The sequence below is a fragment of the Streptomyces aculeolatus genome (assembly GCF_020400605.1).
In the GTDB taxonomy this organism is placed as follows: Bacteria; Actinomycetota; Actinomycetes; order Streptomycetales; family Streptomycetaceae; genus Streptomyces; species Streptomyces aculeolatus.
The window spans coordinates 94,729-118,495 of record NZ_JAINRD010000014.1 but is presented as its reverse complement, the minus strand read 5'-3'; the positions used below and the strand labels follow the sequence as shown (position 1 = coordinate 118,495).

General features: G+C 74.4%; 19 protein-coding genes. 16 read left to right on the top strand and 3 right to left on the bottom strand.

Going from position 1 to position 23,767, the window contains the following annotated elements; genetic code table 11:
* Nucleotides 1–56 precede the first annotated feature (56 nt).
* From LG396_RS22825 to LG396_RS22815, 3 genes are read left to right on the top strand one after another with little or no spacing between them, the layout of a single operon-like run.
* On the top strand, nucleotides 57–626 hold the full coding sequence (locus tag LG396_RS22825) for a SigE family RNA polymerase sigma factor (protein WP_037747359.1): 570 nt from the start codon (nucleotides 57–59) through the stop codon (nucleotides 624–626).
* A complete protein-coding gene (locus tag LG396_RS22820) occupies nucleotides 623–1,852 on the top strand; it encodes a WD40 repeat domain-containing protein (RefSeq protein ID WP_225796179.1) in 1,230 nt (409 codons plus the stop codon). The genes LG396_RS22825 and LG396_RS22820 overlap by 4 nt, the downstream gene beginning before the upstream one ends.
* 53 nt (nucleotides 1,853–1,905) lie before the next feature.
* Nucleotides 1,906–2,763 carry an EI24 domain-containing protein gene (locus LG396_RS22815; RefSeq protein WP_225796178.1) on the top strand — a complete coding sequence of 286 codons (858 nt, stop codon included), beginning with the start codon at nucleotides 1,906–1,908 and terminating at the stop codon, nucleotides 2,761–2,763.
* On the opposite strand, the gene LG396_RS22810 is transcribed toward LG396_RS22815, so the two are convergent.
* A complete protein-coding gene (locus LG396_RS22810) occupies nucleotides 2,753–4,588 on the bottom strand; it encodes a DUF8508 domain-containing protein (protein WP_225796177.1) in 1,836 nt (611 codons plus the stop codon). The genes LG396_RS22815 and LG396_RS22810 overlap by 11 nt on opposite strands.
* Before the next feature lie 228 nt (nucleotides 4,589–4,816).
* Between LG396_RS22810 and LG396_RS22805 the strand changes: the two genes are divergently transcribed.
* The 3 genes from LG396_RS22805 to LG396_RS22795 all read left to right on the top strand — a co-directional run bounded on the left by LG396_RS22805 (nucleotide 4,817) and on the right by LG396_RS22795 (nucleotide 10,247).
* On the top strand, nucleotides 4,817–6,298 hold the full coding sequence (locus LG396_RS22805) for a hypothetical protein (RefSeq protein WP_018835714.1): 1,482 nt from the start codon (nucleotides 4,817–4,819) through the stop codon (nucleotides 6,296–6,298).
* A gap of 353 nt (nucleotides 6,299–6,651) precedes the next feature.
* Nucleotides 6,652–9,021, top strand: a complete 2,370-nt coding sequence (locus LG396_RS22800) for a PQQ-dependent sugar dehydrogenase (RefSeq protein WP_225796219.1) — start codon at nucleotides 6,652–6,654, stop codon at nucleotides 9,019–9,021.
* 185 nt (nucleotides 9,022–9,206) lie between these two features.
* Nucleotides 9,207–10,247, top strand: a complete 1,041-nt coding sequence (locus tag LG396_RS22795; protein ID WP_225796176.1) for a 3-keto-disaccharide hydrolase — start codon at nucleotides 9,207–9,209, stop codon at nucleotides 10,245–10,247.
* Between the two features lie 70 nt (nucleotides 10,248–10,317).
* Here LG396_RS22795 and LG396_RS22790 read toward each other — a convergent pair whose 3' ends face one another.
* Nucleotides 10,318–11,700, bottom strand: coding sequence for a TerD family protein (locus LG396_RS22790; protein ID WP_225796175.1), 1,383 nt, complete (start codon nucleotides 11,698–11,700; stop codon nucleotides 10,318–10,320).
* 16 nt (nucleotides 11,701–11,716) lie between these two features.
* Nucleotides 11,717–12,673, bottom strand: coding sequence for a DMT family transporter (locus LG396_RS22785; protein WP_225796174.1), 957 nt, complete (start codon nucleotides 12,671–12,673; stop codon nucleotides 11,717–11,719).
* An 89-nt stretch (nucleotides 12,674–12,762) separates the two neighbouring features.
* Here LG396_RS22785 and LG396_RS22780 point away from each other — a divergent pair, with 89 nt between their 5' ends.
* From LG396_RS22780 to LG396_RS22735, 10 genes are all read left to right on the top strand, one after another.
* Nucleotides 12,763–13,365, top strand: a complete 603-nt coding sequence (locus tag LG396_RS22780) for a TetR/AcrR family transcriptional regulator (protein ID WP_018835719.1) — start codon at nucleotides 12,763–12,765, stop codon at nucleotides 13,363–13,365.
* Between the two features lie 193 nt (nucleotides 13,366–13,558).
* Complete coding sequence (locus tag LG396_RS22775) at nucleotides 13,559–14,191, top strand: GntR family transcriptional regulator (RefSeq protein ID WP_225796173.1); 633 nt, start codon at nucleotides 13,559–13,561, stop codon at nucleotides 14,189–14,191.
* 53 nt (nucleotides 14,192–14,244) lie between these two features.
* Nucleotides 14,245–15,141: a dihydrodipicolinate synthase family protein gene (locus LG396_RS22770; RefSeq protein WP_225796218.1), complete on the top strand. Its 897-nt coding sequence runs from the start codon at nucleotides 14,245–14,247 to the stop codon at nucleotides 15,139–15,141.
* Nucleotides 15,138–16,877, top strand: coding sequence for an L-arabinonate dehydratase (gene araD / locus LG396_RS22765; RefSeq protein WP_100302345.1), 1,740 nt, complete (start codon nucleotides 15,138–15,140; stop codon nucleotides 16,875–16,877). Before LG396_RS22770 ends, araD begins: the two co-directional genes overlap by 4 nt.
* A gap of 100 nt (nucleotides 16,878–16,977) precedes the next feature.
* The gene (locus LG396_RS22760) at nucleotides 16,978–17,928 is read left to right on the top strand and encodes a carbohydrate ABC transporter permease (protein WP_225796172.1); all 951 of its coding nucleotides are present in this window, start codon (nucleotides 16,978–16,980) and stop codon (nucleotides 17,926–17,928) included.
* Nucleotides 17,925–18,833: a carbohydrate ABC transporter permease gene (locus LG396_RS22755; protein WP_018835724.1), complete on the top strand. Its 909-nt coding sequence runs from the start codon at nucleotides 17,925–17,927 to the stop codon at nucleotides 18,831–18,833. The genes LG396_RS22760 and LG396_RS22755 overlap by 4 nt, the downstream gene beginning before the upstream one ends.
* Nucleotides 18,830–20,029 carry a Gfo/Idh/MocA family protein gene (locus LG396_RS22750; protein ID WP_225796171.1) on the top strand — a complete coding sequence of 400 codons (1,200 nt, stop codon included), beginning with the start codon at nucleotides 18,830–18,832 and terminating at the stop codon, nucleotides 20,027–20,029. Before LG396_RS22755 ends, LG396_RS22750 begins: the two co-directional genes overlap by 4 nt.
* Entirely contained in the window at nucleotides 20,026–20,892 is an 867-nt protein-coding gene (locus tag LG396_RS22745) for a DUF6807 domain-containing protein (protein WP_225796170.1), read from the top strand. Before LG396_RS22750 ends, LG396_RS22745 begins: the two co-directional genes overlap by 4 nt.
* 86 nt (nucleotides 20,893–20,978) lie before the next feature.
* Nucleotides 20,979–22,304: an ABC transporter substrate-binding protein gene (locus LG396_RS22740; RefSeq protein WP_225796169.1), complete on the top strand. Its 1,326-nt coding sequence runs from the start codon at nucleotides 20,979–20,981 to the stop codon at nucleotides 22,302–22,304.
* 67 nt (nucleotides 22,305–22,371) lie between these two features.
* Nucleotides 22,372–23,670 (top strand): pectate lyase family protein, encoded by a 1,299-nt coding sequence (locus tag LG396_RS22735; RefSeq protein WP_225796168.1) that lies wholly within the window; start codon nucleotides 22,372–22,374, stop codon nucleotides 23,668–23,670.
* The last annotated feature ends 97 nt before the right edge of the window (nucleotides 23,671–23,767 follow it).

Genomic DNA, 23,767 nt, shown 5'->3' with positions numbered 1-23,767 from the left:
CGCGGGAGGCGTCTACAGGGGCAGGGTGACCCCGGACGAGGGAGGGGCAAGGGGAGATGGACGCGGCAAGCGAGGCCGGTTTCCACGAGTTCGTGGAGTCCAGGTCCGGTGTGCTGTTCAGGACCGCACTGCTGCTGAGCGGCGGTGACCGCGGCGCCGCGGAGGACCTGCTGCAGAACGCGCTGATCAAGGCGGCGGGGCGCTGGCAGCGCATCGACGAGCCGGAGGCGTACGTCCGCCAGGTGCTCTACCGCCAGCAGATCAGCCGCTGGCGGCTGCGCTGGCGGTCCCGCGAGCAGGTCGTCGCCGAGCCGCCGGAACCTGGCAGGGCGGCGGCAGGCGGCGACCCCGTGCACGACGCGGAGCTGCGGATCGTGATGGCGCGGGCGCTGCGCCGGCTGACCGTGAAGCAGCGCACGATGCTCGTGCTGCGGTACTACGAGGATCTGCCGGAGGCCGAGGTGGCCGCCGTCCTCGGGTGCTCGGTCGGCACCGTGCGCAGCACCACGCGGCGTTCACTGGACAAGCTGCGCGCCATGTCCCCGGAGCTGGCCTCCCTCGGCCTCGACCCGCCGGGCACCCCGCAACCCGTACGCGAAGAGCAGTTGACGGAGGTCAAACCGTGAAGGTCGAGGAGCTGGTGCGCCGTTCGCTGCACCACATGGCGGAGTCGGACGCGCGTCCGGACCCCGGGCTGGCGGGGCGGGTGCTCAGGACGCGGCGCAGGCGCCGGGCGCGGGGCGTCACCGGCGCCGTGGCGGCCGTGGCCGCCGTCGTCGCGGTGGCCGTCGCCGTGCCGCTGACCGTGCCCGGATCCGGCGGGGGGGAGTCGGCCGCGGTCCCGCAGGACGACGTGATCGGGCGGCCGGGGGAGTCGCCGCCGCGGGGGCTGATCGCCGCCGGCGACGTGGCCCTGGCCTCCTGGTACACCAACGAGACCGAGGACCTGCCCGGCGGCGACGCCGTCGGAGGCCGCAAGTGGCGCCTGTACGACCCGGACACCGGGCGGTACGAGGACACCGACTGGGCCTGGATCGACGTCGCGCCCGGCATGCGCACGGCGGCCGTCCTCGAGGACGACCTGCCCGCGCGGCGCATCGGGCTGCTCGACCTGGCCAGCGGCGAGGTGGAGCGGTGGATCCCGCTCGACGGCGAGGGCGTGGGCTCGGTGGAGTTCTCGCCGGACGGCGAGCGGCTCGTGGCCACCGCGTACTCCCACAACCCGGACCGCCGCTTCAAGGACGCCTCGTACTGGCTGAACGACGACAAGGTGCCGGGCGCCAAGCGCAGCCGCACCGGCTTCTACGTCGCCGACGCGGACTCCGGCGACGCCGAGTACACCGAACTGCCGTACGCCGACGACCCCGACCACGGTATGGAGGGCATGAACGGACGCGAGGACCTGAACTGGAGCAGCGACGGCGAACTGCTCTGGGAGCACTGGGCGTTCGAGCCCGGCCGCCTCTACTACGACCTGTCCGGCGAGAAGGCCGAGCGGCCGGCGCGGGAGAAGCACGTCTCGTACGCCGAGGCCGGCCTGTCGCCCGACGGCCGGCTGGTCGGCGGCGAGTTCGCCGGCGAGGGCGACGAGATCGCCTCCGAGGTGCTCGACGCCCGTACGGGCGAGCGCGTCGCGAAGGTGCCCGGGCAGCAGCTCCTCGCCTGGGCCGACGACGAGCGGCTGATCGCCTGGGGCTGCGACCCCGGGGTCTGCCAGGAGAACGAGTACAAGAACCGCCTCGTGCTCATCGGCTTCGACGACGACGAGGTGATCCCGCTGTCCGGCAACCGCGCGGGCAACGGCGACGGCGGCGACGCCCGCCGCTGGGTCCCCGAGTTCACCGAACGCTGACCCCCGCCCCCGTCCGCGACCGCGCATGCCCGCAACCCTCTAGGGTTGCGGGCATGCGTGACTTCACCACCGGATTCGGCTACGTCGGCAAGGGGCTGCGCTGGGTCGCCGGGCACGGGCGGTCGTGGGCCCTCGGCCTCGTGCCCGCTCTCATCGCGCTCGTGCTCTACGCCGCCGCGCTCGCCGCCCTCGCCTACTGGGCCGACGACGTCGCCGTGTGGGCCACGCCCTTCGCGGACGACTGGGACTCGCCCTGGCCCGGGCTGCTGCGCGGGCTGTTCATGGCGCTGCTGCTGCTCGGCGGCATCGGCCTCGCGCTGCTCACGTTCACGGCCGTCGCGCTGCTGATCGGCGACCCGTTCTACGAGGCGCTGTCCGGGCGCGTCGAGGAGGACGCCGGGCACTGCCCGCCCAGCCCGGACGAGCCGCTGCTGCCGGGGCTGTGGCGGTCGCTGAAGGAGAGCGTCCATGTGCTGTCGCGGGCGCTGATGTTCACCGTGCCGCTGTTCTTCCTCGGCTTCGTGCCGTTCTTCGGGCAGACCGTCGTGCCCGCGCTCGGCTTCGCCGTCGCCGGCTTCTTCCTCACGGTCGAGCTGACGTCGTTCGCCCTGCAGCGCCGCGGGATAGACGTGCGCGGGCGGCTGGCGCTGCTGCGCCGGCGCAAGATGCTCGCGCTCGGCTTCGGCGTGCCGATCGTGCTGCTGTTCCTGGTGCCGCTGGCCGCGGTGGTGGTGATGCCGGGGGCGGTGGTGGGCGCGACGCTGCTCGCCCGCCACCTCGTCGGCGACGACGTGCCGGCCGCCGGCCCGGCACCCGGCCCGGCACCGGTGCCGGGCGCCCCGGGGACGCCGCCCGCGCCGCCCGCCCCCGGTGCGCCGCCGGGCGCCGGGCCGCCGCCCGTCAGGGCCTGAGCCGGGCGACCGAGGGGTCGTGGTCGCTGGCCTGGTCGGCGTACTCGGCGTTGAGGTGCACGATGTCGTAGTCCGCCCGGGCCGCCAGCGCGGGGCTGGTCAGGATGTGGTCCAGCACCTGGGAGTTGCCGTTGAAGACATACCCGTAGCGCTCGGCGCGCGGCAGCCCGTTCACCAGGTCCACGAGCGCGCGTCCTGCGGTCAGCCGCTCGACGGCGGGGGAGAAGGGGAAGTCGTTGATGTCGCCGGCGACGACGACGCCCGCCCGGCGGTCCACGGCGAGCACGTCCCGTACGAACCCGTTGACCGCCGCGGCCTGCGCGATCCGCTGCTCCTCCGAGCCGCGCGCGGGCGGCTGGAAGCGGCTGTCGAGCCCTTGGTCGCCGCCCTTGGAGCTGAAGTGGCCGGCGACGACGAAGACCGTGCGGCCGCGGAAGGTGAACTCGCCGGCGAGCGGCTTGCGGCTGTCGTTCCAGGCCGCGTCGCCGGGCGCGATACGCCCCGGGGAGGCGGAGAGCGCCGGGGCGCCGCCGTCGTCGGTGACCGCCACGGGCGTCGTGGCGTCGCCGCCGGGGCGGTCGGTGAAGGACACGCGCTCGGGGTCGTAGAGGAACGCGACGCGGATGTTGCCGCCCGGCTGGCCGCCGTCCGCGTCGTCCGCGGGGTCGATCTGGCGCCACTCGTAAGCGGGCCCGCCGGCGGCGGCGATCGCGTCGGTCAGCTTGCGCAGGGTGGCGCCGGCGCCGGTCACGGCGTCGTCGGTGGCGCCGTTGTCGTCCTGGACCTCCTGGAGCGCGACGATGTCGGGGGAGGCGAGGCCGTCGACGAGGGCGCGGGCCAGCCGGTCGAACTTCGCGGCGCCGTCGCGGGCGGAGAGGTTCTCCACGTTGTACGTGGCCACCGCCAGTTCGTCCGCGCGCTGCGGGCGGGCCGACTCGCGGTCCGGTCCGGTCCGCCGCTCGGCGCCGAGAGCGGTGGCCTGGAGCTCGTAGCCGCCGAACTGGTCGTAGTCCAGCGGTCCTTCGGTGGTGCCGCCGAGCCGGTCGCCGACGTCCAGGACGGGGAAGGGGCGCTCGGCGAACGGGATGAGGGAGGCGACCTTGACCCGGCCGCCGTTGGGGTCGCGGTAGCCGGCGTACAGCACGCCGCCGCGGGCGGTGCGGTTGTGCGCGGGCTCGGCGGTCACCCACAGCTCGTTGAACGACGTGGTCGGCCCGACGACCCGGGCGTCGCGCACGGCGACCCGCATGCCCTCCAGCGACTCGTAGCGGTCGAGCGCGTACGAGCCGGGGCGCAGCCGCAGGTCCTCGATGCTCCCGCCGTCCGCGTCGGGGGCGAACCGGGCCGGGACGGTGGCGTCACGGAGCACGAAGGCCCCGGGCAGCGGGTTGCCGGCGGAGACGGTGGTCCACGTGGCGCCGGTCAGCTCGGTGACGGACTGCAGCCCGGCGTCCTTGCCGCCGGGGTAGTACTCGGTGACGGTGCCGGAGACCTCGACCGCGTCGCCGGGCGCGACACCGGGGGTCGTGGAGCCGGTGAAGACGAAGACGGCCTCGCTGGTGGCGGGGTCCGCGTCGGGCCGGGGGTCCTGGAGCCAGAAGCCGCGGGCGGAGCCGAAGGCGCGGACGGCCGTGACGGTACCGGGCACGGCGCTCACCTGCTGCCCGGCGAACGGGGATATCCGGGTGTCGCCCTGGACGTCGCGGATGCGTATCTGCCCGTCGCCGGCCGCGGCGCCCGCGGCCCCGGCGGCGGGTGCGGCGAGCAGCGCGGCGGCGAGCGCGGCGGCGACGGCGTACGGGACGGGGCGGGCGCGGCGTTGCATGGTGTCCTCCGGGACAGGGACAGGGACAGGGACGGGGCAGGATGGGACGGGGGCGGAAGGGACCGTGCGTCTACGCGCGTCAATGTCGTGTGCGCGTACGGGCGTTGTCAAGGAACCTGAAATGAACACCGGGCGCGCGGCCCGCCGGAACGGCGTCTTCGGCCGCGCCGCCCCGCGGGGGCTACCCTTGGGCAGCGTCCGATTGATCCCCAGTCTTCGGAGTTGTCGATGACCGCAGACCGCACCGTCCTCCCGCCCGTCCGGCTGCCCGCCGAGGCGGAGCTGGCCCGGGAGGCGCTGGCCGCGCCGCTCTTCGCGCGGGCCGTCCGGCTGGCCCGCTGGGCCGGTCCCGGGCTGCGGGTGGGCGCCGGCGGGGAGCTGCCCGACGCCGAGGTGCGCGAGGCCGCGGCGGAGCTGGGCCTGAAGGAGAGCGCGGACGACGAGGGCGAGACGCGGGCCGTCGCCGGCGAGGCGTGGCGGATCGCCGTGGACGTCGGCCTGGTCGACGTGACCGCGCCGGAGGAGGGCGACGAGGAGCTGGGCACCGCGGCGCCGAGCGCGGACCTGCGGCTGGTCACCGGCGGCGCGCCCGCCGACGTGCTGGAGCTGTGGGCCGCCGCCTGCGAGTGCGTGCTGTCCGACGCCGCGCTGCCGGACATGAGCGCGCTGGTGGAGCAGATCACCGCGGGCGAGGAGCTGGACCTCGACCGGCTGGACTGGGACCCCGAGGCCGACGCGGACTTCCTCGACGGCGCGCTCGGCAACCTCTACCTGCTCACCGCCATGGAGGGCCCCGGCACCGACGGCGCCGTCCCGCTGCCGGCGCTGGCCGCCTCCCTCGTCGTGCCCGACGACATGGACGAGCCGACCGAGGAGGTCCTCGCGGAGGTCTCGGAGGCGGTGCTGCGGCTCGACGAGCAGTTCCGGATGCTGGAGCCGGTGGGCGTCGTGGCGTACCGCCCGGTGGCCGAGGAGATCCTGCTCGAAGCCGCCGGCGCCGCACCGGCCGCGGACGGCGCCGAGGACGACGCCGACGACGCGGACGTCTCCCGCTACGGAGTCGTGCGCCTGACCCCTCTCGGCCTGTACGCGCTGCGCCGGCGGATGCTCGCCGAGGGCCTGGTCGCCCCGCTCGTCGGCGAGCTGGCGGGCGAGGACGCCTACGTCCTGCTCGACGCGCTGCCCCGGCTGCCCGACGCGGTCGCCCAGACGGAGGCGGAGGCGTGGCTGGAGGACCGCAAGCCCGCCGAGGCGGCCGCCGCGCTCCTCGACGCCGCCCGCGGCGCCGACGACCGCGCCCCCGCCCGCCGGCTGGCCTGCCAGCAGGCGCTGGCCGTCGCGGGCGGCGAGGCGGAGCCGGCGGTACGGGACGTCCTGCACGACCGCGAACTGGGCGGTCTGGCGCGCGTCTGGCTCACCGAGCGCGGCGTCGCCGGCGTGCCGCAGCCCAGCGAGGACATGGTCTTCTGGCTGGCGGTCGACACGGTCGCCGCCCAGTTGGGCGGGCTGCGGGACGACACGCCGGAGCTGCGCGAGCTGGTGGAGCATCTGGTGGCCATGCACCGCGGCTTCTTCGCCGCCGCCTGGCGGGTGGACCACCCGGCCACGCCGGAGGTGCTGGAGGCGATGGGCCGCCTCCACCCGGACCGCCAGGTCGCCAAGGACGCCCGCAAGGCGGCCTTCAAGGCCCGCTCCCGGCCCGCGGAGTAGCGCCCGCCGTCCCGGGGCGGATCCGAGAGCGCCCGGCCCGTACGCGGCCGGGCGCTCTCGTGTGCTCCCAACTGGGCTTTGTCCTATCCCGGGATGAAGTTGCCCGCGGTTGCTGCCAAAGCTCTTTTCGGCAGGGACGAAAGCGGTTACGGTCCTGACGGCGGCGCGCGCCCGTCCGCACACCAGTCACTTGTCCGCACACCAGTCACGCATGTCAGGTATGTCGCGAAACGATGCCCCGCACCCGTCACCCCACGGGAGGACGCAACGTGAACAGGACACGACCGAGACTCCGCACCGCGCTGGCGGCTTTCGCGGGAGCCCTGCTCCTCGGCAGCGGCCTCGCCCCCGGCATGGCCGCCGCCGGCGCCGCACACGAACCACCGCCGGCGGCCCAGGACGGCCCCGCCGCCCCCGACCTGCAACAGGTCACCCTCGCCAAGGGCGTCGACCAGGTCGGCGAGCCGATGGCGCTCGCCGTGCTCCCCGACGGCGCCGTGCTGCACACCTCGCGCGACGGCACCCTCTGGCACACCGGCGCCGCGGGCGGCACCCGCGTCGCCGCCCAACTGCCCGTCTACCCGCACGACGAGGACGGCCTCCAAGGCGTCGGCGTGGACCCGGACTTCGAGGACAACCGCGCCGTCTACCTCTACTACGCGCCCGTCATGGACACCCCGCACGGCATCGCGCCCAGCGACGGCGAGCCCGCCGACTTCGAGGCGTACGAGGGCGTCAACCGCCTCTCGCGCTTCACCCTGAACCAGGACGGCACCCTCGACCTCGGCAGCGAGCAGACCGTGCTGGAAGTCGGCACCGACCGCGGCCGGTGCTGCCACAACGGCGGCGACATCGCCTTCGACAGCGAGGGCAACCTGCTGCTGTCGACCGGCGACGACACCGACCCCTTCTCCTCCGACGGCTACACGCCCATCGACGAGCGCGAGACCCGCAACCCGTCCTTCGACGGGCAGCGCTCCGCGGGCAGCACCGACGACCTGCGCGGCAAGATCCTGCGCATCAAGGTCGACCCCGCCGACGGCTCGTACACCGTCCCGGACGGCAACCTCTTCGCGCCCGGCACGGAGAAGACCAGGCCCGAGATCTACGCCATGGGCTTCCGCAACCCGTTCCGGATGAGTGTCGACAAGGCGACCGACACCGTCTACGTCGGCGACTACGGCCCCGACTCCGGCGCGGCCGACCCGGCGCGCGGCCCCGGCGGCCAGGTCGAGTTCAACCGGATCACCGAGGCCGGCAACTTCGGCTGGCCGTACTGCCACGGCGCGAACGACGCCTACATCGACTACGACTTCGCCACCGGCGCGTCCGGCGAGGCGTTCGACTGCGCGGCGCCGCGCAACGAGTCGCCGCGCAACACCGGCCTGACCGAACTGCCCCCGGCCCAGTCCGCCTGGATCGCCTACGACGGCGACTCCGTACCGGAGTTCGGCAGCGGCTCGGAGTCCCCGATGGCCGGCCCGGTCTTCCGCCACGACCCGGACCTCGACTCCCGGCTCCAGCTCCCCGAGCGCTACGACGAGCTGTTCTTCGCCGGCGAGCAGGGCCGCGAGTGGATCAAGACCATCGGCGTGAACGAGGACGGCGGCGTCGGCGCCATCGAGGACTTCTCGTCCGGCAGCAAGATCATGGACATGGAGTTCGGCCCCGACGGCGCGCTGTACTTCCTCGACTACGGCACCGGCTTCTTCAACGGCGACCAGAACTCGGCCCTGTACCGCATCCAGAGCGCCGCCCAGGGCTTCGCCCCCGTGCCCGTCGCCTCCTCCGACGCGACCACCGGGCACGCGCCGCTGAAGGTCGCGTTCTCCTCGGCCGGCACCGCCGACCAGGACAGCGAACAGCTCAGCTACCGCTGGGACTTCGGTGACGGCAAGACCTCCGGCAAGCAGAACCCGACGCACAACTACGGCAAGGACGGCCAGTACTCCGCCGTCCTCACCGTCACCGACCCGGACGGCAACACCGGCACCTCCGCCGTGCGCGTCGTCGTCGGCAACACCCCGCCGGAGGTGGAGCTGACGCTGCCGGCGGACGGCACGGTCTTCGAGTACGGCGACGCCATCCCGTTCGAGGTGGCCGTCACCGACGCGGAGGACGGCGAGATCGACTGCTCCCGGGTGCGCGTCGACTACGCGCTCGGCCACGACACCCACGGCCACCCGATGACCTTCGAGGAGGGCTGCACCGGCACCATCGAGACCTTCGAGGAGGACCGGCACGACGACAACGCCAACCTCTTCGGCCTCATCCGCGCCCGCTACACCGACGGCGGCGGCGCCACGGCCGGCGTGCCCGCGCTGAACACCAGCGCCGAGCACAAGCTCCAGCCCGCGCACCGCCAGGCCGAGCACTTCGACACCGCGGAGGGCGCCGCGGCAGGCTCCGCGAGCGGCGCCGAGGGCGGCCGGGCCGTCACCGGCGGCGGCGGCGAGTGGATCGCCTTCGAGCCGTACGTGCTCGACGGCCTCACCCGCCTGACCGCCCGCGTCGACGCCGCCGGCAGCGCCGACGGCGCCGTGGAACTGCGCGCGGGCGCGCCCGACGGGCCGGTGCTCGCCACCGCCCCGGTGGGCGGCGCGAGCGGCTGGAGCGAGGTGGGCGCCGAGGTGACCGACGCTCCCGCGGGGACGACGTCGCTGTACCTGGTGTTCACCGGAGGGGAGTTCAAGCTGGACAGCTTCCACCTCGGCAGCGGCTGAGCCCGCACGCCGCCACCGCACTGCCGCCGGCGCCCCGAGGGGAGCGCCGGCCGGCAGCGGCGGCGCGGCGCGCCCGGAGCCGGGACCGCACCGGCCGGCTCCGGGCACCTTCCGCGCCGTAGCACCGCATCCCCCCACGGCCCCTTGACCCGTATGCCCGACGACACCACCCGAGGAGCCACACCATGCGTCGTACGAGCCTTCCGCTCGCCGGCACCGCCCTGGCCGCAGCCACCCTCGCCGGCGGACTGCTCGCCCCGACCGCGACCGCGGCCGGGGAGTCCGCGACCGCCGCCGGCGACACCACCTGCGCGGCCCCCGACGCCCGCCCCACCGTCCGCTTCCTGGACGACGACAGTGGCGTGCCCAACCGCGCGGCCGGCGGCGGCTGCACGGTCAACGACCTCATCGACGACGAGCGAGCCTGGCAGAGCCGGGGCGCGTTCACGGCCCACACCGCCAAGGTGTCGGGCTCCCTGCTGCGCGCCGACGTGATCGGCCCGGGGGAGTACGCCCGGCTGGTCGTGACCGCGGCGCAGTCCGGCATCGGCGGGAAGCACGGGCCCGCGCCGTACGACGTGATCTTCGACGGCAGCCAGGAGTCCTTCGACGACTGGGGCTACGTCGGCGGGCGCGGCTTCGACCTGAACGACGACGGCTCGATGGCCACAGGGCCGGAGCCGGCGGGCGGCGGGCTCGGGCTGCTCTGGTACGAGAAGGAGGAGTTCGGCGACTTCTCGCTGCGGCTGCAGTTCCGCGACGAGCGGGCGGACGACGGCCGCTCCAACAGCGGCGTCTTCGTCCGCTTCCCGGGCGTCGACCCGGCGGCCAACCCGGAGTGCCGGACCAACGACCCGGCGTGGGTGTCCGTCAACTGCGGGCACGAGATCCAGATCAACGACTCGGCCGAGACCTCCGGCAACGACCCGCGCAAGACCGGCTCGGTCTACGGTTTCGCCGACCTCGACCTGGCCGCCGCGAAGCCCACGGAGAAGGGCGTGTGGAACGACCTGGAGATCCGGGTGGTCGGGCAGCAGTACACGGTGATCCGGAACGGCGAGGTCATCAACGAGTTCGAGAACAAGCCCGGCCTGCCCTTCCCGGGCCGCCCGGACGACCCGGGCACCAGCGGCCGGCAGTTCGCCGAGGGCTACATCGGGCTGCAGAACCACGACACGCAGTCGGTCGTGGAGTTCCGCAACATCCGGGTGCGCGACCTGGCGTAGCCGGAGGGCGCACGTGAAAGCGGCGGGGCACGGTCGCGGACCGGGCCCCGCCGCCTGCGTGCCGTACGGGCTAGAGGGCCGCCGCGGCCGGCTTGACCATGCCCTTCACGGTGCGCGAGTCGACGTACTCGCCGAGGGCGGTCATCTCCCACTCGCCGCTGAACTGCTTGATGAATTTCGCCATGAGAACGCCCGTGCGAGGCTCGGACCCGGTGAGGTCGAAGCGGACCAGCTCCTCGCCGGTCTGCCCGTCCAGCAGGCGGCAGTACGCCTTGGCGACGTCGGTGAACTTCTGCCCGGAGAAGGAGTTGACCGTGAAGACCAGGCCCGTGACCTCCGGGGGCAGGCCGCCGAGGTGGACGGTGATGACCTCGTCGTCGCCGGCGCCCTCGCCGGTGAGGTTGTCGCCGGAGTGCTGGATGGCGCCGTTCAGGATCTGGAGCTTCCCGAAGAAGCAGTTGTCGATCTTGTTGCGCTGGGGGCCGTACGCGATGACGGAGGCGTCCAGGTCGATGGACTTGGCGCGGCGCCTGCCACCGCCGTAGGCGGGCTCCCAGCCCAGGCCCATCTTCACCGTGCTCATCAGCGGCCGGCCGCCCTTGACCAGGGAGACCGTCTGGTTCTTCTGGAGGTTGACGCGGCCCTTGTCGAGGTTGACCTTCCCGGGCTGCCCGGCCGCGGCCGGCGGCTGGCCCGGCTGCTGCGGGGCGGCGGCCGGGGGCGGGCCGAAGCCGCCGGGGGCGGGCGCGCCGGGCGCCGGGGGAGCGGCGGGCGGGGCGGCGGGGGCGCCCCACTGGCCCGGGGGCGGCGGCATGGAGCCGGGCACCGGCGCGGCCGGCGGCATGGGGGCGGCGGGCGGCACCGGGGCGGCGGGCGCCTGCGGGGCCTGGGGCGCGGCCGGAGCCTGCGGGGCGGCCGGGGCAGGCGGCGGCGGGGGTGCGGCGGGCGCGGCCTGGGCGGGTGCGGGCGCCGGCTCGTCGACGCTGACGCCGAAGTCCGTGGCGATGCCGGCGAGCCCGTTCGAGTAGCCCTGGCCCACGGCGCGCACCTTCCACGTGCCGTTGCGCCGGTAGACCTCCACGACCACGAGCGCCGTCTCGCTCGACAGCTGCGGCGGCGTGAACGTGGCGACGACCGCGCCGCTGGCCGCGTCCCGCACCGTCGCCGTCGGCTCGGTGCCGGAGAACGTGCCGCTGTCGAGGCTGGCGGTGACCACGATCTTCTCGATGTCCGCGGGCACGCCTGCGGTGTCCACCGTGATGCTGTCGCCGGCGCCCGCCGACTGGTGCGTCACTCCGGGGCCCGAGGGCTGGTTGTAGAAGACGAAGTCGTCGTCGGAGCGCACCTTGCCGGCGGCGGTGAGCAGGAGGCCCGAGACGTCGAGCCGCACCGGCGCGGTGACGTCCACGGCCACCCGGGCGGCGCTGAGCGGTAGGTTCGAGCCAGGGGTCATCGCAGTCATGCACGGGCTAACGAACGGCCCCGGTCCGCGGTTCCTCCCGTGTCCGCCGGACGAGGACCTTCCCGGAGCCGGTACGTCCCGGGTCGCCGGCCGGCCGCCGCGCGGCCCCCGTGCGCAGGGTCGCCGCCGCCACCCCGGCCGCCGCGACGGCCATGCCCGCGACCGCCAGGAGGCCGGGTGCCTCGCCGAACATCACGTACGCCCACAGCGCCGTGACCGGCGGCGTCAGGTACATCAGCGCGCTGGTCGCGGTGACGCCGCTGCGGCGCAGGCTCAGCCAGTAGAAGCCGTAGCCGCCGGCCGTGGACAGCACCACCACCCACGCCACCGCCAGCCAGAAGCCGCCGCCCGCGGGCGGCGCGCCCCGGCCGCCGGCCAGCGCGACGGCGCCGAAGAGCACGGCGCTCACCAGCACGTGCACGGGCAGCGCGTCGGCGGGCGGCAGCGGCGAGCGGGCCCGGCGCTCCAGGAAGCTGGCGCCGAGCAGCGCGGCCATGCCGGCGAAGGGCAGCGCGTAGGCCCACGGCGGTGCCGCGCCGGTGCCGCCGAGGTCGTCCCGTACGACGAGCGCCACGCCCGCGAGCCCCACCGCAAGACCCGCCCACTGCCGCCGGCTCACCGTCTCGCCGAGCAGGGGCCCGGCCAGCGCGCCGGCGGCCAGCGGCTGGAGCGCGGCGATCAGCGCCGCGCTGCCCGCGGGGACGCCGAGGCCCACGGCCCAGACGATGGCGCCCAGGTAGCCGCCCTGGGACAGGGCGCCGATCACGGCCTGCTCGCCCAGCGCCCGGCGCGGGAGCCGGCGGCGGCGCAGCAGCAGCCAGCCGCCGCAGAAGAGCGCCGCCGCGGCGAGGAAGCGCCACATGAGCAGGGTGTCGGCGGCGGCCTCGCGGGTGCCCAGCTCGGCGCCGATGAAGCCGGAGCTCCAGAAGGCGACGAGACCGGCAGATATGGCCGTGACACCCATGCTGACCTCCTTGATTAAACCGATCGGTTTACTCGCTTTGGCCAGTGTACTAAACAGGTCGGTATACTCGGCGGCGGAGGTGGTCGCAGATGGCGGCACAGACAGCGGTGCAGCCGCGGCTCACGCCCGCGGCGCGGAAGATCCTGGACGCCGCGGAGACGCTCTTCTACAACCGCGGCATCACCGCCGTCGGCGTGGACCTCATCGCCCGCCGGGCGGGCGTGACGAAGAAGACGATCTACGACCGCTACGGCTCCAAGGACGCCCTCGTCGCCGCCTACCTGCGCCGGCGCGACGAGCGCTGGCGCACCTGGCTGCCCGCCGAGGTCGAGCGCACCGCCGCCGGCGGCACCGCCTGCGACCGGATCCTCGCCACCTTCGACGCACTCGGCACCTGGATGGGCGGGCAGTCCCCGCGCGGGTGCAGCTTCGTCAACGCCGCCGCCGAGCTGACCGACCCCGGGCACGCCGGGCGCCAGGTCATCGCCGACCAGAAGCACTGGCTGCGCGGCTACCTGCGCGAGCTGTGCGAGCGGGCCGGCGCCGCGGACCCCGGGCTGCTCGCCGACGAGCTGCTGCTGATCCACGAGGGCGCCACCGTGCTCTACGGGCTCTCCGCCGTGCCCGACCCCGTCACCGTCTCCCGGCGCCTCGCCGAGGCCGCGCTGCTGCGCGCCGGCTGCACCGCCTGAGCCGTACGCGCCGTCCGGGCCGACGCCCGTACGCCGCGGGCCGCCACCCGCGTCCGCCGCCCGACTCCCCGCGGCGGCGCGGAAGTCGTGCTGCCGCACCCATTGACGAACCCTCCGTGCCGCCCTACTTTCAGCGCGTCGTACTTCGTACGTCATATATGAGACGCGATACCTGAGATATCCAAGGGCACCCATGACCTTCGCTCCAGGCCCGATCCCCTCCCGCACGCAGTTCGTGCAGGACGCGATCAAGCACGCCGTCCTCACCGGCAAGCTCACCCCGGGACAGCCGCTCGTCGAGGCCGACCTCGCCGCGCAGTTCGGGGTCTCCAAGACCCCCGTGCGCGAGGCGCTCAAGACGCTGGCCGGCTCCGGACTCGTGGTGATGAGCCAGTACAAGGGCGTCACCGTGCGTACCGTGGACGCCGCCATGGCCCGCGAGGTCTACGACGTCCGCCTGCTGCTCGAACCCGAGGCGCTGCGCCGCACCGTCGCGCTCGACGCCTCGCTGCAGGCCGCGGAAGAGGCCCTGACGCGCGCCGAGTCCGCGCCCGACGCCGCCGACCGCAGCCTCGCCAACCGCGACTTCCACCGCGCCCTGTACCTGCCCTGCGGCAACCCGCTGCTCAGCCGCATGCTCGACGACCTCCGCGACCAGGCCGCGCTGGTCTCCACCGTCGCCTGGTCCGCCAACCCCTCCTGGGAGCGGGAGGCCGGCGAGCACCGGGAGATCCTCCGGCTCGCCGCCGCCGGCGACGCACAGGCGGCGGGCGCCGCGCTGCACGACCACATCGCCTCGTTCCTTGCCCGGGCGTTCCCCGCATGACCGCGGCCCAGGCGCTGCCCGAAGCCGCCGCCCCCGACAGGAAGGCCGGCCCCATGGACCACCTCAGGCCCGCGCTCGCCGAGGCCGTCGCCATCCCCGTCACGCCCTTCGACGCGGCCGGCGCCATCGACGAGGGCGCCTTACGCGCGCTGCTGCGCCGCCTCCTCGACGGCGGCGTACGGACCGTCACCCCCAACGGCAACACCGGCGAGTTCTACTCCCTCGGCCCCGGCGAGCGCCGCCGCGTCACCGAGCTGACCGTCGCCGAGGTCCGCGGCGAGGCCGCCGTCATCGTCGGCGTCGGCCACGACCTGCCCACCGCAGTCGAGGCCGCCCGGCACGCGCGGGAGGCGGGCGCCGAGATGGTGATGGTGCACCAGCCCGTGCACCCGTACGTCTCGCAGAGCGGCTGGGTCGACTACCACCGCGCCATCGCCGAGGCCGTGCCCGGCCTCGGCGTCGTGCCGTACATCCGCAGCGACCGGCTCGACGGCGCCCGGCTGGCCCGGCTCGGCGAGCTGTGCCCCAACGTCGTCGGCGTCAAGTACTCCGTCCCCGACGCCGCCCGCTTCGCGGCGTTCGCGCGCGACGCCGGGGCGGAGCGGTTCGCGTGGGTCGCCGGGCTCGCCGAGCTGTACGCGCCCGCCTACTGGGCCTGCGGCGCCACCGGCTTCACCTCCGGCCTGGTCAACGTCGCGCCCAAGGTGTCGCTCGCGATGCTGGAGGCGCTGCGCGCCGCCGACTACCCCGCGGCCATGCGGGTCTGGGAGCAGATCCGCCCCTTCGAGGACCTGCGCGCCGCCGACGCCTCCGCCGACAACGTCTCCGTCGTCAAGGAGGCCCTGGCCACCCTGGGCCTGGCCCGCCGCGACGTGCGCCCGCCGGGCAGGCTGCTGCCCGAGCCGGTACGGGAACGGGTCGCGGAGATCGTCCGGGGGTGGGGGATATGACCGGCGAAGGGCCCGGGCAGGGGCGCGAGTTGCGCAGCCACCGCTGGTACGGGGACGGGGTCGCCGCCGGACTGCGCTCCTTCAGCCACCGCGCCCGCACCCGGCAGCTCGGCTACCTGCCCGAGGAGCACCTCGGCAAGCCGGTCGTCGCCGTCCTCAACACCTGGTCCGACATCAACCCCTGCCACGCCCACCTGCGCGAGCGCGCCCAGGCCGTCAAGCGCGGCGTGTGGCAGGCCGGCGGCTTCCCGCTGGAGTTCCCCGTCGCCACGCTCTCGGAGACCTTCCAGAAGCCCACGCCCATGCTCTACCGCAACCTCCTCGCCATGGAGACCGAGGAGCTGCTGCGCTCGTACCCCGTCGACGGCGCGGTGCTCATGGGCGGCTGCGACAAGACCACCCCCGCGCTCCTCATGGGCGCCGCCAGCGCCGGCCTGCCGGCCCTCTTCGTACCGTCCGGGCCGATGCTGCCCGGCCGCTGGCGCCGCGAAGTCCTCGGCTCCGGCACGGACATGTGGAAGTACTGGGACGACCACCGCGCCGGCCTCGTCGGCGACTGCGAGCTGGCCGAGCTGGAGTGCGGGCTCGCCCGCTCGCCCGGCCACTGCATGACCATGGGCACCGCCTCCACCATGACCGCCGCCGCCGAGGCGCTCGGCATGACCCTGCCCGGCGCCTCCTCGATCCCCGCCGTCGACTCCGGGCACGAGCGGATGGCCGCGGCGGCGGGCGCGCGGATCGTCGGGATGGTCCGCGAGGACCTGACCCCCGACCGGATCCTCACACGCGAGGCGTACGAGGACGCCGCCGCCACCGTCCTCGCCCTGGGCGGCTCCACCAACGCCGTCATCCACCTCGTCGCCATGGCCGGCCGCTCCCGCGTCGCCCTGGCCCCCGCCGACTTCGACCGCATCGCGCGCACCGTGCCGGTGCTCGCCGACGTACGGCCCGGCGGCCGCTACCTCATGGAGGACTTCCACTTCGCCGGCGGCCTGCCCGCGCTGCTCTCCCGCATCGCCGACGTGCTGCACCTCGACCGGCCCACCGTCACCGGCCCGCTGCGCGACCGGCTCGCCGGCGCCCGGGTGCACGACGCGGAGGTGATCAGGACCCGCGCGAACCCCGTCGCCGCCGAGGGCGGGGTGGCCGTGCTGCGCGGCAACCTCTGCCCGGACGGCGCCGTCATCAAGCACGTCGCCGCCGAGCCCCGGCTGCTCGCGCACACCGGGCCCGCCGCCGTCTTCGACGACTACCGCGAACTCCAGCGCACCATCGACGACCCCGCGCTCGCGCTCACCGCGGACCACGTGCTGGTGCTGCGCAACGCGGGCCCGCTGGGCGGCCCCGGCATGCCCGAGTACGGGATGCTGCCGATCCCCGCGTACCTGCTCAAGCAGGGCGTGCGCGACATGGTGCGGATCTCCGACGCCCGGATGAGCGGCACGAGTTACGGGGCCTGCGTGCTGCACGTCGCCCCCGAGGCGTACGTCGGCGGGCCCCTCGCGCTCGTCGAGAACGGCGACCTCGTCACCCTCGACGTCGCCGCCCGCACCCTGCGGCTGGAGGTCGGCGACGCCGAACTGGCCCGCCGCCGCGCCGCCTGGACGCCGCCGCCCCCGCGCTACGAGCGCGGCTACGGCGCCCTGTACGCCGACCAGATCACGCAGGCCGACACCGGCTGCGACTTCGCCTTCCTGGCCCGTACGGGCCGGGTGCCGGAGCCCTACGCGGGCTGACCGCCCGGCCCCGCACCACTCCCGTCCCACCCCGCCAGAACCTGTCCGACTCATCGAACGACGTTCGCGAAGCGCTTCGACGGCACCGATAGGAGCAGACATGGCCCAAGCCGTGGCGCGGCCGCCCGGAACGGCCCGGCGGCGCGCGGAGGACCGGCGCGGGGGAAGCCGCGGCCGGGGCTCCCGGCGCCTCCCGTATCTGCTGATCGCCCCCGCCGGACTGCTGATGCTGGGCTTTATCGCGTACCCGATGCTCAGCGTCTTCTACTACAGCCTGCGGCACTACAACGTCACCAAGCCCTGGCGCGACGGCTTCGCGGGCCTGGACAACTTCACCACGCTGCTCACCGACGACCCGCTGTTCTGGGACTCCCTGGCCTTCAGCGCCAAGTGGGTCGTCGTCGAGGTCGGCCTCCAGCTCGCGTTCGGCCTCGCCCTCGCACTGATCGTCAACCAGACCTTCGTCGGCCGCGCGTTCGCCCGCGCGCTGGTGTTCTCGCCGTGGGCCGTCTCCGGCGTCCTCACCACCACGATCTGGATGCTGCTCTACAACCCCGCCACCGGCGTCAGCCGCTACCTCGCCGACGCCGGCATCGGCGAGTACGGCACCTCGGTCCTCTCCGACACCGGCACCGTCTTCTGGGCCGCCGTCCTGGCCGAACTCTGGCGCGGCGTGCCCTTCTTCGCCATCCTCATCCTCGCCGACCTCCAGTCCGTGCCGAGGGACCTCTACGAGGCCGCCGCGGTCGACGGCGCCGGGCGGCTGCGGCAGTTCGTCCACATCACGCTGCCCCACCTGCGGGACGCGATCATCCTGTCGACGCTGCTGCGCGCGGTGTGGGAGTTCAACAACGTCGACCTCCTCTACACCCTCACCGGCGGCGGCCCCGCGGGCCGGACGACCACCCTCCCGCTGTACGTCGCCAACACCGGCATCCACGGCCACGACTTCGGCTACGCCTCGGCGCTGACCACGGTCGCGTTCGTGATCCTCCTCTTCTGCTCGATCCTCTACCTGCGTCTGAGCAAGTTCGGAGGCGACAACCGATGAGCACCGCTCCGACCGCGCTCGCCGCGCCCCCGCACGCCCGCGGCGCCGCGACCGCACCGCCGGCCCGCCGCGGCCGGGCGCGCAGGCGGCGCCCGTACGACGAGGTGCCGCGCTGGCAGATATGGGTCCCGCTCGGGCTCTACCTGCTGTTCACGCTCATCCCGTTCTACTGGATGCTGCTCTTCGCGCTGCGCCCCGCCGGCTCCACCTCGCTGGTGCCCTGGCCGATGACGTTCGAGCACTTCGACAAGGTGTGGACCGAGCGCAGCTTCGCCACCTTCTTCCAGAACAGCATGCTCGTCGGCGCCGCCACGCTGGTCATGACCACCGGCGTCGCGCTCGCCGGCGGCTACGCGCTGGCCCGCTTCGACTTCCGGATCAAGAAGGTCTTCCTGCTCGGGCTGCTGTGCTCGCAGTTCATCCCCGGCGCGCTGATGCTCGTCCCGCTCTTCGAGATCTTCCGCAGCCTCCAGATGATCAACTCGCTGGGCAGCGTCGTCATCGCCGAGACGGTCTTCCAGCTCCCGCTGTCGCTGATCCTCATCAGCACGTTCATCAAGAACGTGCCGTACGCGCTGGAGGAGGCCGCCTGGGTCGACGGCTGCGGGCGCTTCCGGGCGTTCTGCGCGGTGGTGCTGCCGCTGCTGCGGCCCGGGCTGATCGCCGTCGGGTCCTTCGCGTTCGTGCACAGCTGGAACCACTTCCTCTTCGCGCTGATGTTCCTCAGCGAGCAGGACAAGCAGACGATCCCCGTCGGCCTCAACACGCTCATCGGCGCCGACAGCGTCGACCTGGGCGCGCTGGCGGCGGGCGGGGTGATCGCGGCGGTGCCGGTGGTCATCGTCTTCGCGTTCATCCAGCGGTGGCTGATCACCGGCTTCAGCGCGGGGGCGGTGAAGGGATGACGGCCCACAGCCCCCGTACGCCCGCTTCCGTGCCCGTCGTGCTGGCCGGGGCCCGCGGGCACGGCCGGCGGCACCTGGCGAACATCCGCCGGCTGGAGCGGGCCGGCCGGGTCGTGCTCGCCGGGATCTGCGAGACCCGCCCGCTCGCCGACGCGGAGTTCGCCGGCGAACCCGTCCCGCAGGGCGCCGACTTCGCCGCGCTGCTGGACCGTACGGGCGCCCGGCTGGCCGTCGTCTCCACGCCGATCCCCACCCACGCCGACTTCGCCGTGGTGGCCGCCGCGTACGGCGTGCACCTGCTGCTGGAGAAGCCGCCCGCGGCGTCGTTCGCGCTCTACGAGCGCATCGAGGCCGCCTGCCGCTCCGCCGGCGTCGCCTGCCAGATCGGCTTCCAGTCCCTCGGCTCGCACGCCCTGCCCGCCGTCCGCGCGCTCGTCGCCGGAGGCGCCGTCGGCCCGGTGCGCGGCATCGGCGCCGCGGGCGCGTGGGTGCGCGACGAGGCGTACTTCCGCCGCGCGCCCTGGACCGGGCGGCGCCGGCTCGACGGCGTCGACGTGGTCGACGGGGTGCTCACCAACCCGCTCGCGCACGCCGTGGCCACCGCGCTCGCGCTGGACGGCACGGTACGCGCGGGCGAGGTCGCCGGCATCGAGCCGGAGCTGTACCGCGCCCACGACATCGAGGCCGACGACACCTCCTGCCTGCGGCTGACCACCGCCCGCGGCACCGAGATCGTCGCCGCCGTCACGCTGTGCGCCGAGCGGGCGGCCGAGCCGTACGTGATGGTGCACGGCACCACCGGCCGGATCACCCTCTGGTACAAGGAGGACCGCGTCCTGGTCCAGCGCGCCGGGCACGGCCCGGAGGAGATCACGTACCCGCGGACCGACCTCCTCACCAACCTCCTCGACCACCTCGGCGCCGGCACGCCGCTGCTCGCGCCCGTCGCGGACGGCGGCGCGTTCATGCGGGTCGTCGAGGCCGTACGCACCGCGCCCGACCCCGTGCCGCTGCCCGCCGCCGCCTGGCGCACCGCACCGGCCGACGGCGCCGGGCCGGCCGCCGCCGCCCCGCCGGCCGTGCGCCGCGTGGTGCCCGGCATCGACGCGCTCGTCGCCGCCGGCGCCGAGCGGCTGGCCCTCTACTCCGAACTCGGCGCCCCCTGGGCCGCCGGCAGCGAGGTGAGCCACGCGTGACCACCCCCTCCCGCAACCGCACCGGCGCCGACGCCGCCACCCTGCTGTCCTGCGCGGGCCGCCGCGTCGGCCGCTACGTCCACCGCCCGCACCTCGCCCGCCGGCTGTCCCCGCGCCCGTACCTCCACCCGCTCACCACCCTGGCCGGGGTGCCGGTCACCGAGCTGATGCCCGGCGACCACCCGCACCACCTCGGCGTCAGCATCGCCGTCCCGGACGTGGCCGGCGCGAACTTCTGGGGCGGGCGCACCTACGTCCGCGGCCGCGGCCCCACCGAGCTGGACAACCACGGCGAGCAGCGGCACGCCGGCTGGCTGCTGCGCGACCCGGACGGCTTCGTCGAGGAGCTGAGCTGGTACGCGGACGGCGCCGAGGTGCTGCGCGAGCGCCGGGCCGTCGCGGTCGCCCCGGCGGGCGCCGGGGCGTGGGCGCTGGGCGTGTCGTTCGCGCTGACCAACGTCTCCGGCGCACCGGTCTCGTTCGGCAGCCCCGCCACCAACGGCCGCCCCGGCGCGGGCTACGGCGGCTACTTCTGGCGGGCGCCCCGGACGGAGCGCCCGCCGCGGGTGTTCACCGCGGCCGCCGAGGGCGAGGACGCGGTGCACGGGCGGCCCGCCCGCTGGCTGGCGCTGGCGTCGGACGCCTGGACGCTGGTCTTCGCCGGCGCCACCGACGCCACGCGCCGCGACCCCTGGTTCGTCCGCACCCGGGACTACCCCGGTGTCGGCTCGGCGCTGGCCTGGTCCGCGCGGGTGCCGCTGGCGCCGGGGGAGAGCCTGACGCGGCGGGTCGTCACGGCGGTGGCCGACGGCCGGCTGGACCGCGCCGCCGCGGCGGCACTGGCGCGCAGAGCGGTGGCGTGAAGGGCCGCGGCAGCCCGTACACCGCACTCCTCCGACCCCGTACCTCCCTCATTCCACCGAAGCATCCCACCGAAGAGAGCCGACACATGACCATGACCACACCACTGAGAGCAGCCGCCGCCCTCTGCCTGGCGGGCTCCCTCACCCTCACCGCGGCCGCGTGCGGCGACGACGGCAGCACCGGCGGCGGCAGCGAAGGCGAAGGCGCCGGCTCGATCACCTTCTGGGACAACAACGGCGGTGTGCGCACGCCGGTGTGGAAGGAGATCATCGCGGACTTCGAGAAGGCGCACCCGGACATCGACGTCGAGTACGTGCCGATCCCGATCAACGACGTGCAGTCCAAGTACGACACCGCCATCGCGGGCGGCGGCCTGCCGGACGTCGGCGGCGTCACCACCTCGTACCTCGCGAACATGGTCGCGCAGGACGCGCTGGAGCCCGTGGGCGGCCGGATCGAGGACGGCTCACTGAAGGGCGTGCTGGCCGAGAGCATGACCGAGAGCGTCCGGGCCGCGGGCGGGCGCGGCGACGAGATGTACTCCGTGCCGACCTCCGCCAACAACGGGACGCTGTGGTACCGCACGGACCTCTTCGAGGACGCCGGGCTCGCCCCGCCCACCACCTGGGACGCGTTCCACGACGCCGCGGAGAAGCTGACCGACAAGGAGGACAACGCCTTCGGCTACACCATCCGCGGCGGCGAGGGCTCCATCGCGCAGGCGCTGGACGCGATGTACGGGCAGTCGGGCATCACGGAGTTCTGGGACGGCGAGGAGACGACGGTCAACGCGCCGGAGAACGTCGCGGCCCTGGAGAAGTACGCCGGGCTGTACGGGGACGTCACGCCCGAGGCGGACGTGAACAACGACTTCGTGAAGATGGTCGCCCAGTTCGACAACGGCGACATCGGGATGCTGAGCCACAACCTCGGCTCGTACCAGGACCACCTCAAGGCCTTCGGCGAAGGCGGCTTCGCGGGCCTGCCGCAGCCGTCGGGACCCGGCGGGAAGCGGGTGCAGGTCTCCAACCCGGTCGACGGCCTCGGGCTCTTCAAGTCCAGCGACAACAAGGGCGCGGCCTGGAAGTTCATCGAGTTCGCCGCGGCCCACGAGGCCAACAGCGCGTGGAACGAGTCGGCCGCCCAGATCCCCGCCAACAGCGAGGCCGCACAGGACGCCTGGGTCAAGGAGTCGGCGCGGGACAACGGCGCCTTCGCCTCCCTGACGGACGGCAGCACCGAGATCGTGCAACTGCCGTACTACCTGCCGGACTGGAACAACATCAGCAAGACGGACAACGAGCCGGCGTTCCAGAAGGTGCTCCTCGGCGAGATGAGTGCGAAGGAGTTCCTGGACGCCATGGCGGAGCAGCTGAACGAGGCCCGGGCGGAGTGGCAGGAGCAGCAGTGACCCCCGCGGGCCGGCGGCCGCCCGAGGCTGCCGGCCCGCCGACACCGACTCTGAGAAGGAGCCGCACATGCGTCACCTGACACGTCACGCGGCGGGCCCGCTCGCGCTCTGCGCGGCACTGCTGGCCACGGCGGCCGCCCCCGCCTCCGGACACGGCACCCCGTCCGGGCACGACCCCGCCCGCGCCACCCTCCCCGCCCGCGACGGCTGGGCGTCGGCGGCCGGCGGCACGACGGGCGGCGCCGCGGCGGACCGGGAGCACGTCCGCACGGTCCGTACCTGGGACGAGTTCCGCGCCGCGCTCGCCGCGGGCGGCGGCGAGCCGCAGATCATCCGGGTCGCCGGCACGATCGACGCGGGCGCCGCCGGCTGCGCGCGGTACGAGGCCCCCGGCTACGACTTCGACCGCTACCTCGCCGACTACGACCCCGCCGTCTGGGGCTACGACACCCCCGTCAGCGGCCCCCAGGAGGACGCCCGTGCCGCTTCCGCCGCCAACCAGGCCGCGGCGATCCAGGCGTACGTGCCCTCGGACACCACCGTCGTCGGCGTCGGCCGGAACGCCGCGATCAGGGGCGCCGGCCTGCAGATCAAGGACGCCGACAACGTCATCGTCCGCAACCTCACCCTGGAGAGCCCGCTCGACTGCTTCCCCCAGTGGGACCCCACGGACGGCGAACGGGGCGCGTGGAACTCCGAGTACGACGCGGCCGTGGTCCACAACTCCACCCACGTCTGGCTCGACCACAACACCTTCACCGACGGCCGCCACCCCGACAGCTCCCTGCCGCGCCACTACGGCGAGCTGTACCAGCAGCACGACGGCGAACTCGACGTCGTCCGCGGCGCGGACCTCGTCACCGTCTCCTGGAACGTCTTCGAGGACCACGCCAAGACCCTGATGATCGGCAACAGCGACGCGGCGGGCGACACGGACCGCGGCAGGCTGCGGGTGACGCTGCACCACAACCTCTTCCGGAACGTGGGCGAACGGGCGCCGCGGGTGCGCTTCGGCCAGGTCGACGCGTACAACAACCACTACGTGATCGCCGAGGAGTCGTACGCGTACTCCTTCGGCATCGGCTTCGAGTCGCGGCTCGTGGCGGAGAAGAACTCCTTCCGCCTCCCGCCGGGGGCCGGCCCGGGCCGGATCCTGAAGAAGTGGAGCGAGGCCCCGCTGACGGCCGCACGCAACCACGTCAACGGCGCGGAGACCGATCTCGTCGCGGCCCACAACGCGGACAACCCGGACACCCCGCTGCGGCGGGGCGCCGGCTGGACCCCGACGCTGCGCACCCGGGTCGACGACCCGCGGGCGGTGCCGGGCACGGTGGTCCCGCGCGCGGGCGCGGGCCGCATCCGCTGACCGGGGGCCGGCCGGTACCGGGCGGGGACGGTCCGTGGGTACGGCACGGACCTGTGCGGGTCCGCCGCCGAGGCGTAACACAAGCTCAACCTGATCA

Coding starts and splice junctions, on each gene's coding strand:
- LG396_RS22825 (WP_037747359.1), top strand. CDS start 57: ATGGACGCGGCAAGCGAGGCCGGTTTCCACGAGTTCGTGGAGTCCAGG.
- LG396_RS22815 (WP_225796178.1), top strand. CDS start 1,906: ATGCGTGACTTCACCACCGGATTCGGCTACGTCGGCAAGGGGCTGCGC.
- LG396_RS22810 (WP_225796177.1), bottom strand. CDS start 4,588: ATGCAACGCCGCGCCCGCCCCGTCCCGTACGCCGTCGCCGCCGCGCTC.
- LG396_RS22805 (WP_018835714.1), top strand. CDS start 4,817: ATGACCGCAGACCGCACCGTCCTCCCGCCCGTCCGGCTGCCCGCCGAG.
- LG396_RS22800 (WP_225796219.1), top strand. CDS start 6,652: ATGGCCGCCGCCGGCGCCGCACACGAACCACCGCCGGCGGCCCAGGAC.
- LG396_RS22795 (WP_225796176.1), top strand. CDS start 9,207: ATGCGTCGTACGAGCCTTCCGCTCGCCGGCACCGCCCTGGCCGCAGCC.
- LG396_RS22790 (WP_225796175.1), bottom strand. CDS start 11,700: ATGACCCCTGGCTCGAACCTACCGCTCAGCGCCGCCCGGGTGGCCGTG.
- LG396_RS22785 (WP_225796174.1), bottom strand. CDS start 12,673: ATGGGTGTCACGGCCATATCTGCCGGTCTCGTCGCCTTCTGGAGCTCC.
- LG396_RS22780 (WP_018835719.1), top strand. CDS start 12,763: ATGGCGGCACAGACAGCGGTGCAGCCGCGGCTCACGCCCGCGGCGCGG.
- LG396_RS22775 (WP_225796173.1), top strand. CDS start 13,559: ATGACCTTCGCTCCAGGCCCGATCCCCTCCCGCACGCAGTTCGTGCAG.
- LG396_RS22770 (WP_225796218.1), top strand. CDS start 14,245: ATGGACCACCTCAGGCCCGCGCTCGCCGAGGCCGTCGCCATCCCCGTC.
- araD (WP_100302345.1), top strand. CDS start 15,138: ATGACCGGCGAAGGGCCCGGGCAGGGGCGCGAGTTGCGCAGCCACCGC.
- LG396_RS22760 (WP_225796172.1), top strand. CDS start 16,978: ATGGCCCAAGCCGTGGCGCGGCCGCCCGGAACGGCCCGGCGGCGCGCG.
- LG396_RS22755 (WP_018835724.1), top strand. CDS start 17,925: ATGAGCACCGCTCCGACCGCGCTCGCCGCGCCCCCGCACGCCCGCGGC.
- LG396_RS22750 (WP_225796171.1), top strand. CDS start 18,830: ATGACGGCCCACAGCCCCCGTACGCCCGCTTCCGTGCCCGTCGTGCTG.
- LG396_RS22740 (WP_225796169.1), top strand. CDS start 20,979: ATGACCATGACCACACCACTGAGAGCAGCCGCCGCCCTCTGCCTGGCG.
- LG396_RS22735 (WP_225796168.1), top strand. CDS start 22,372: ATGCGTCACCTGACACGTCACGCGGCGGGCCCGCTCGCGCTCTGCGCG.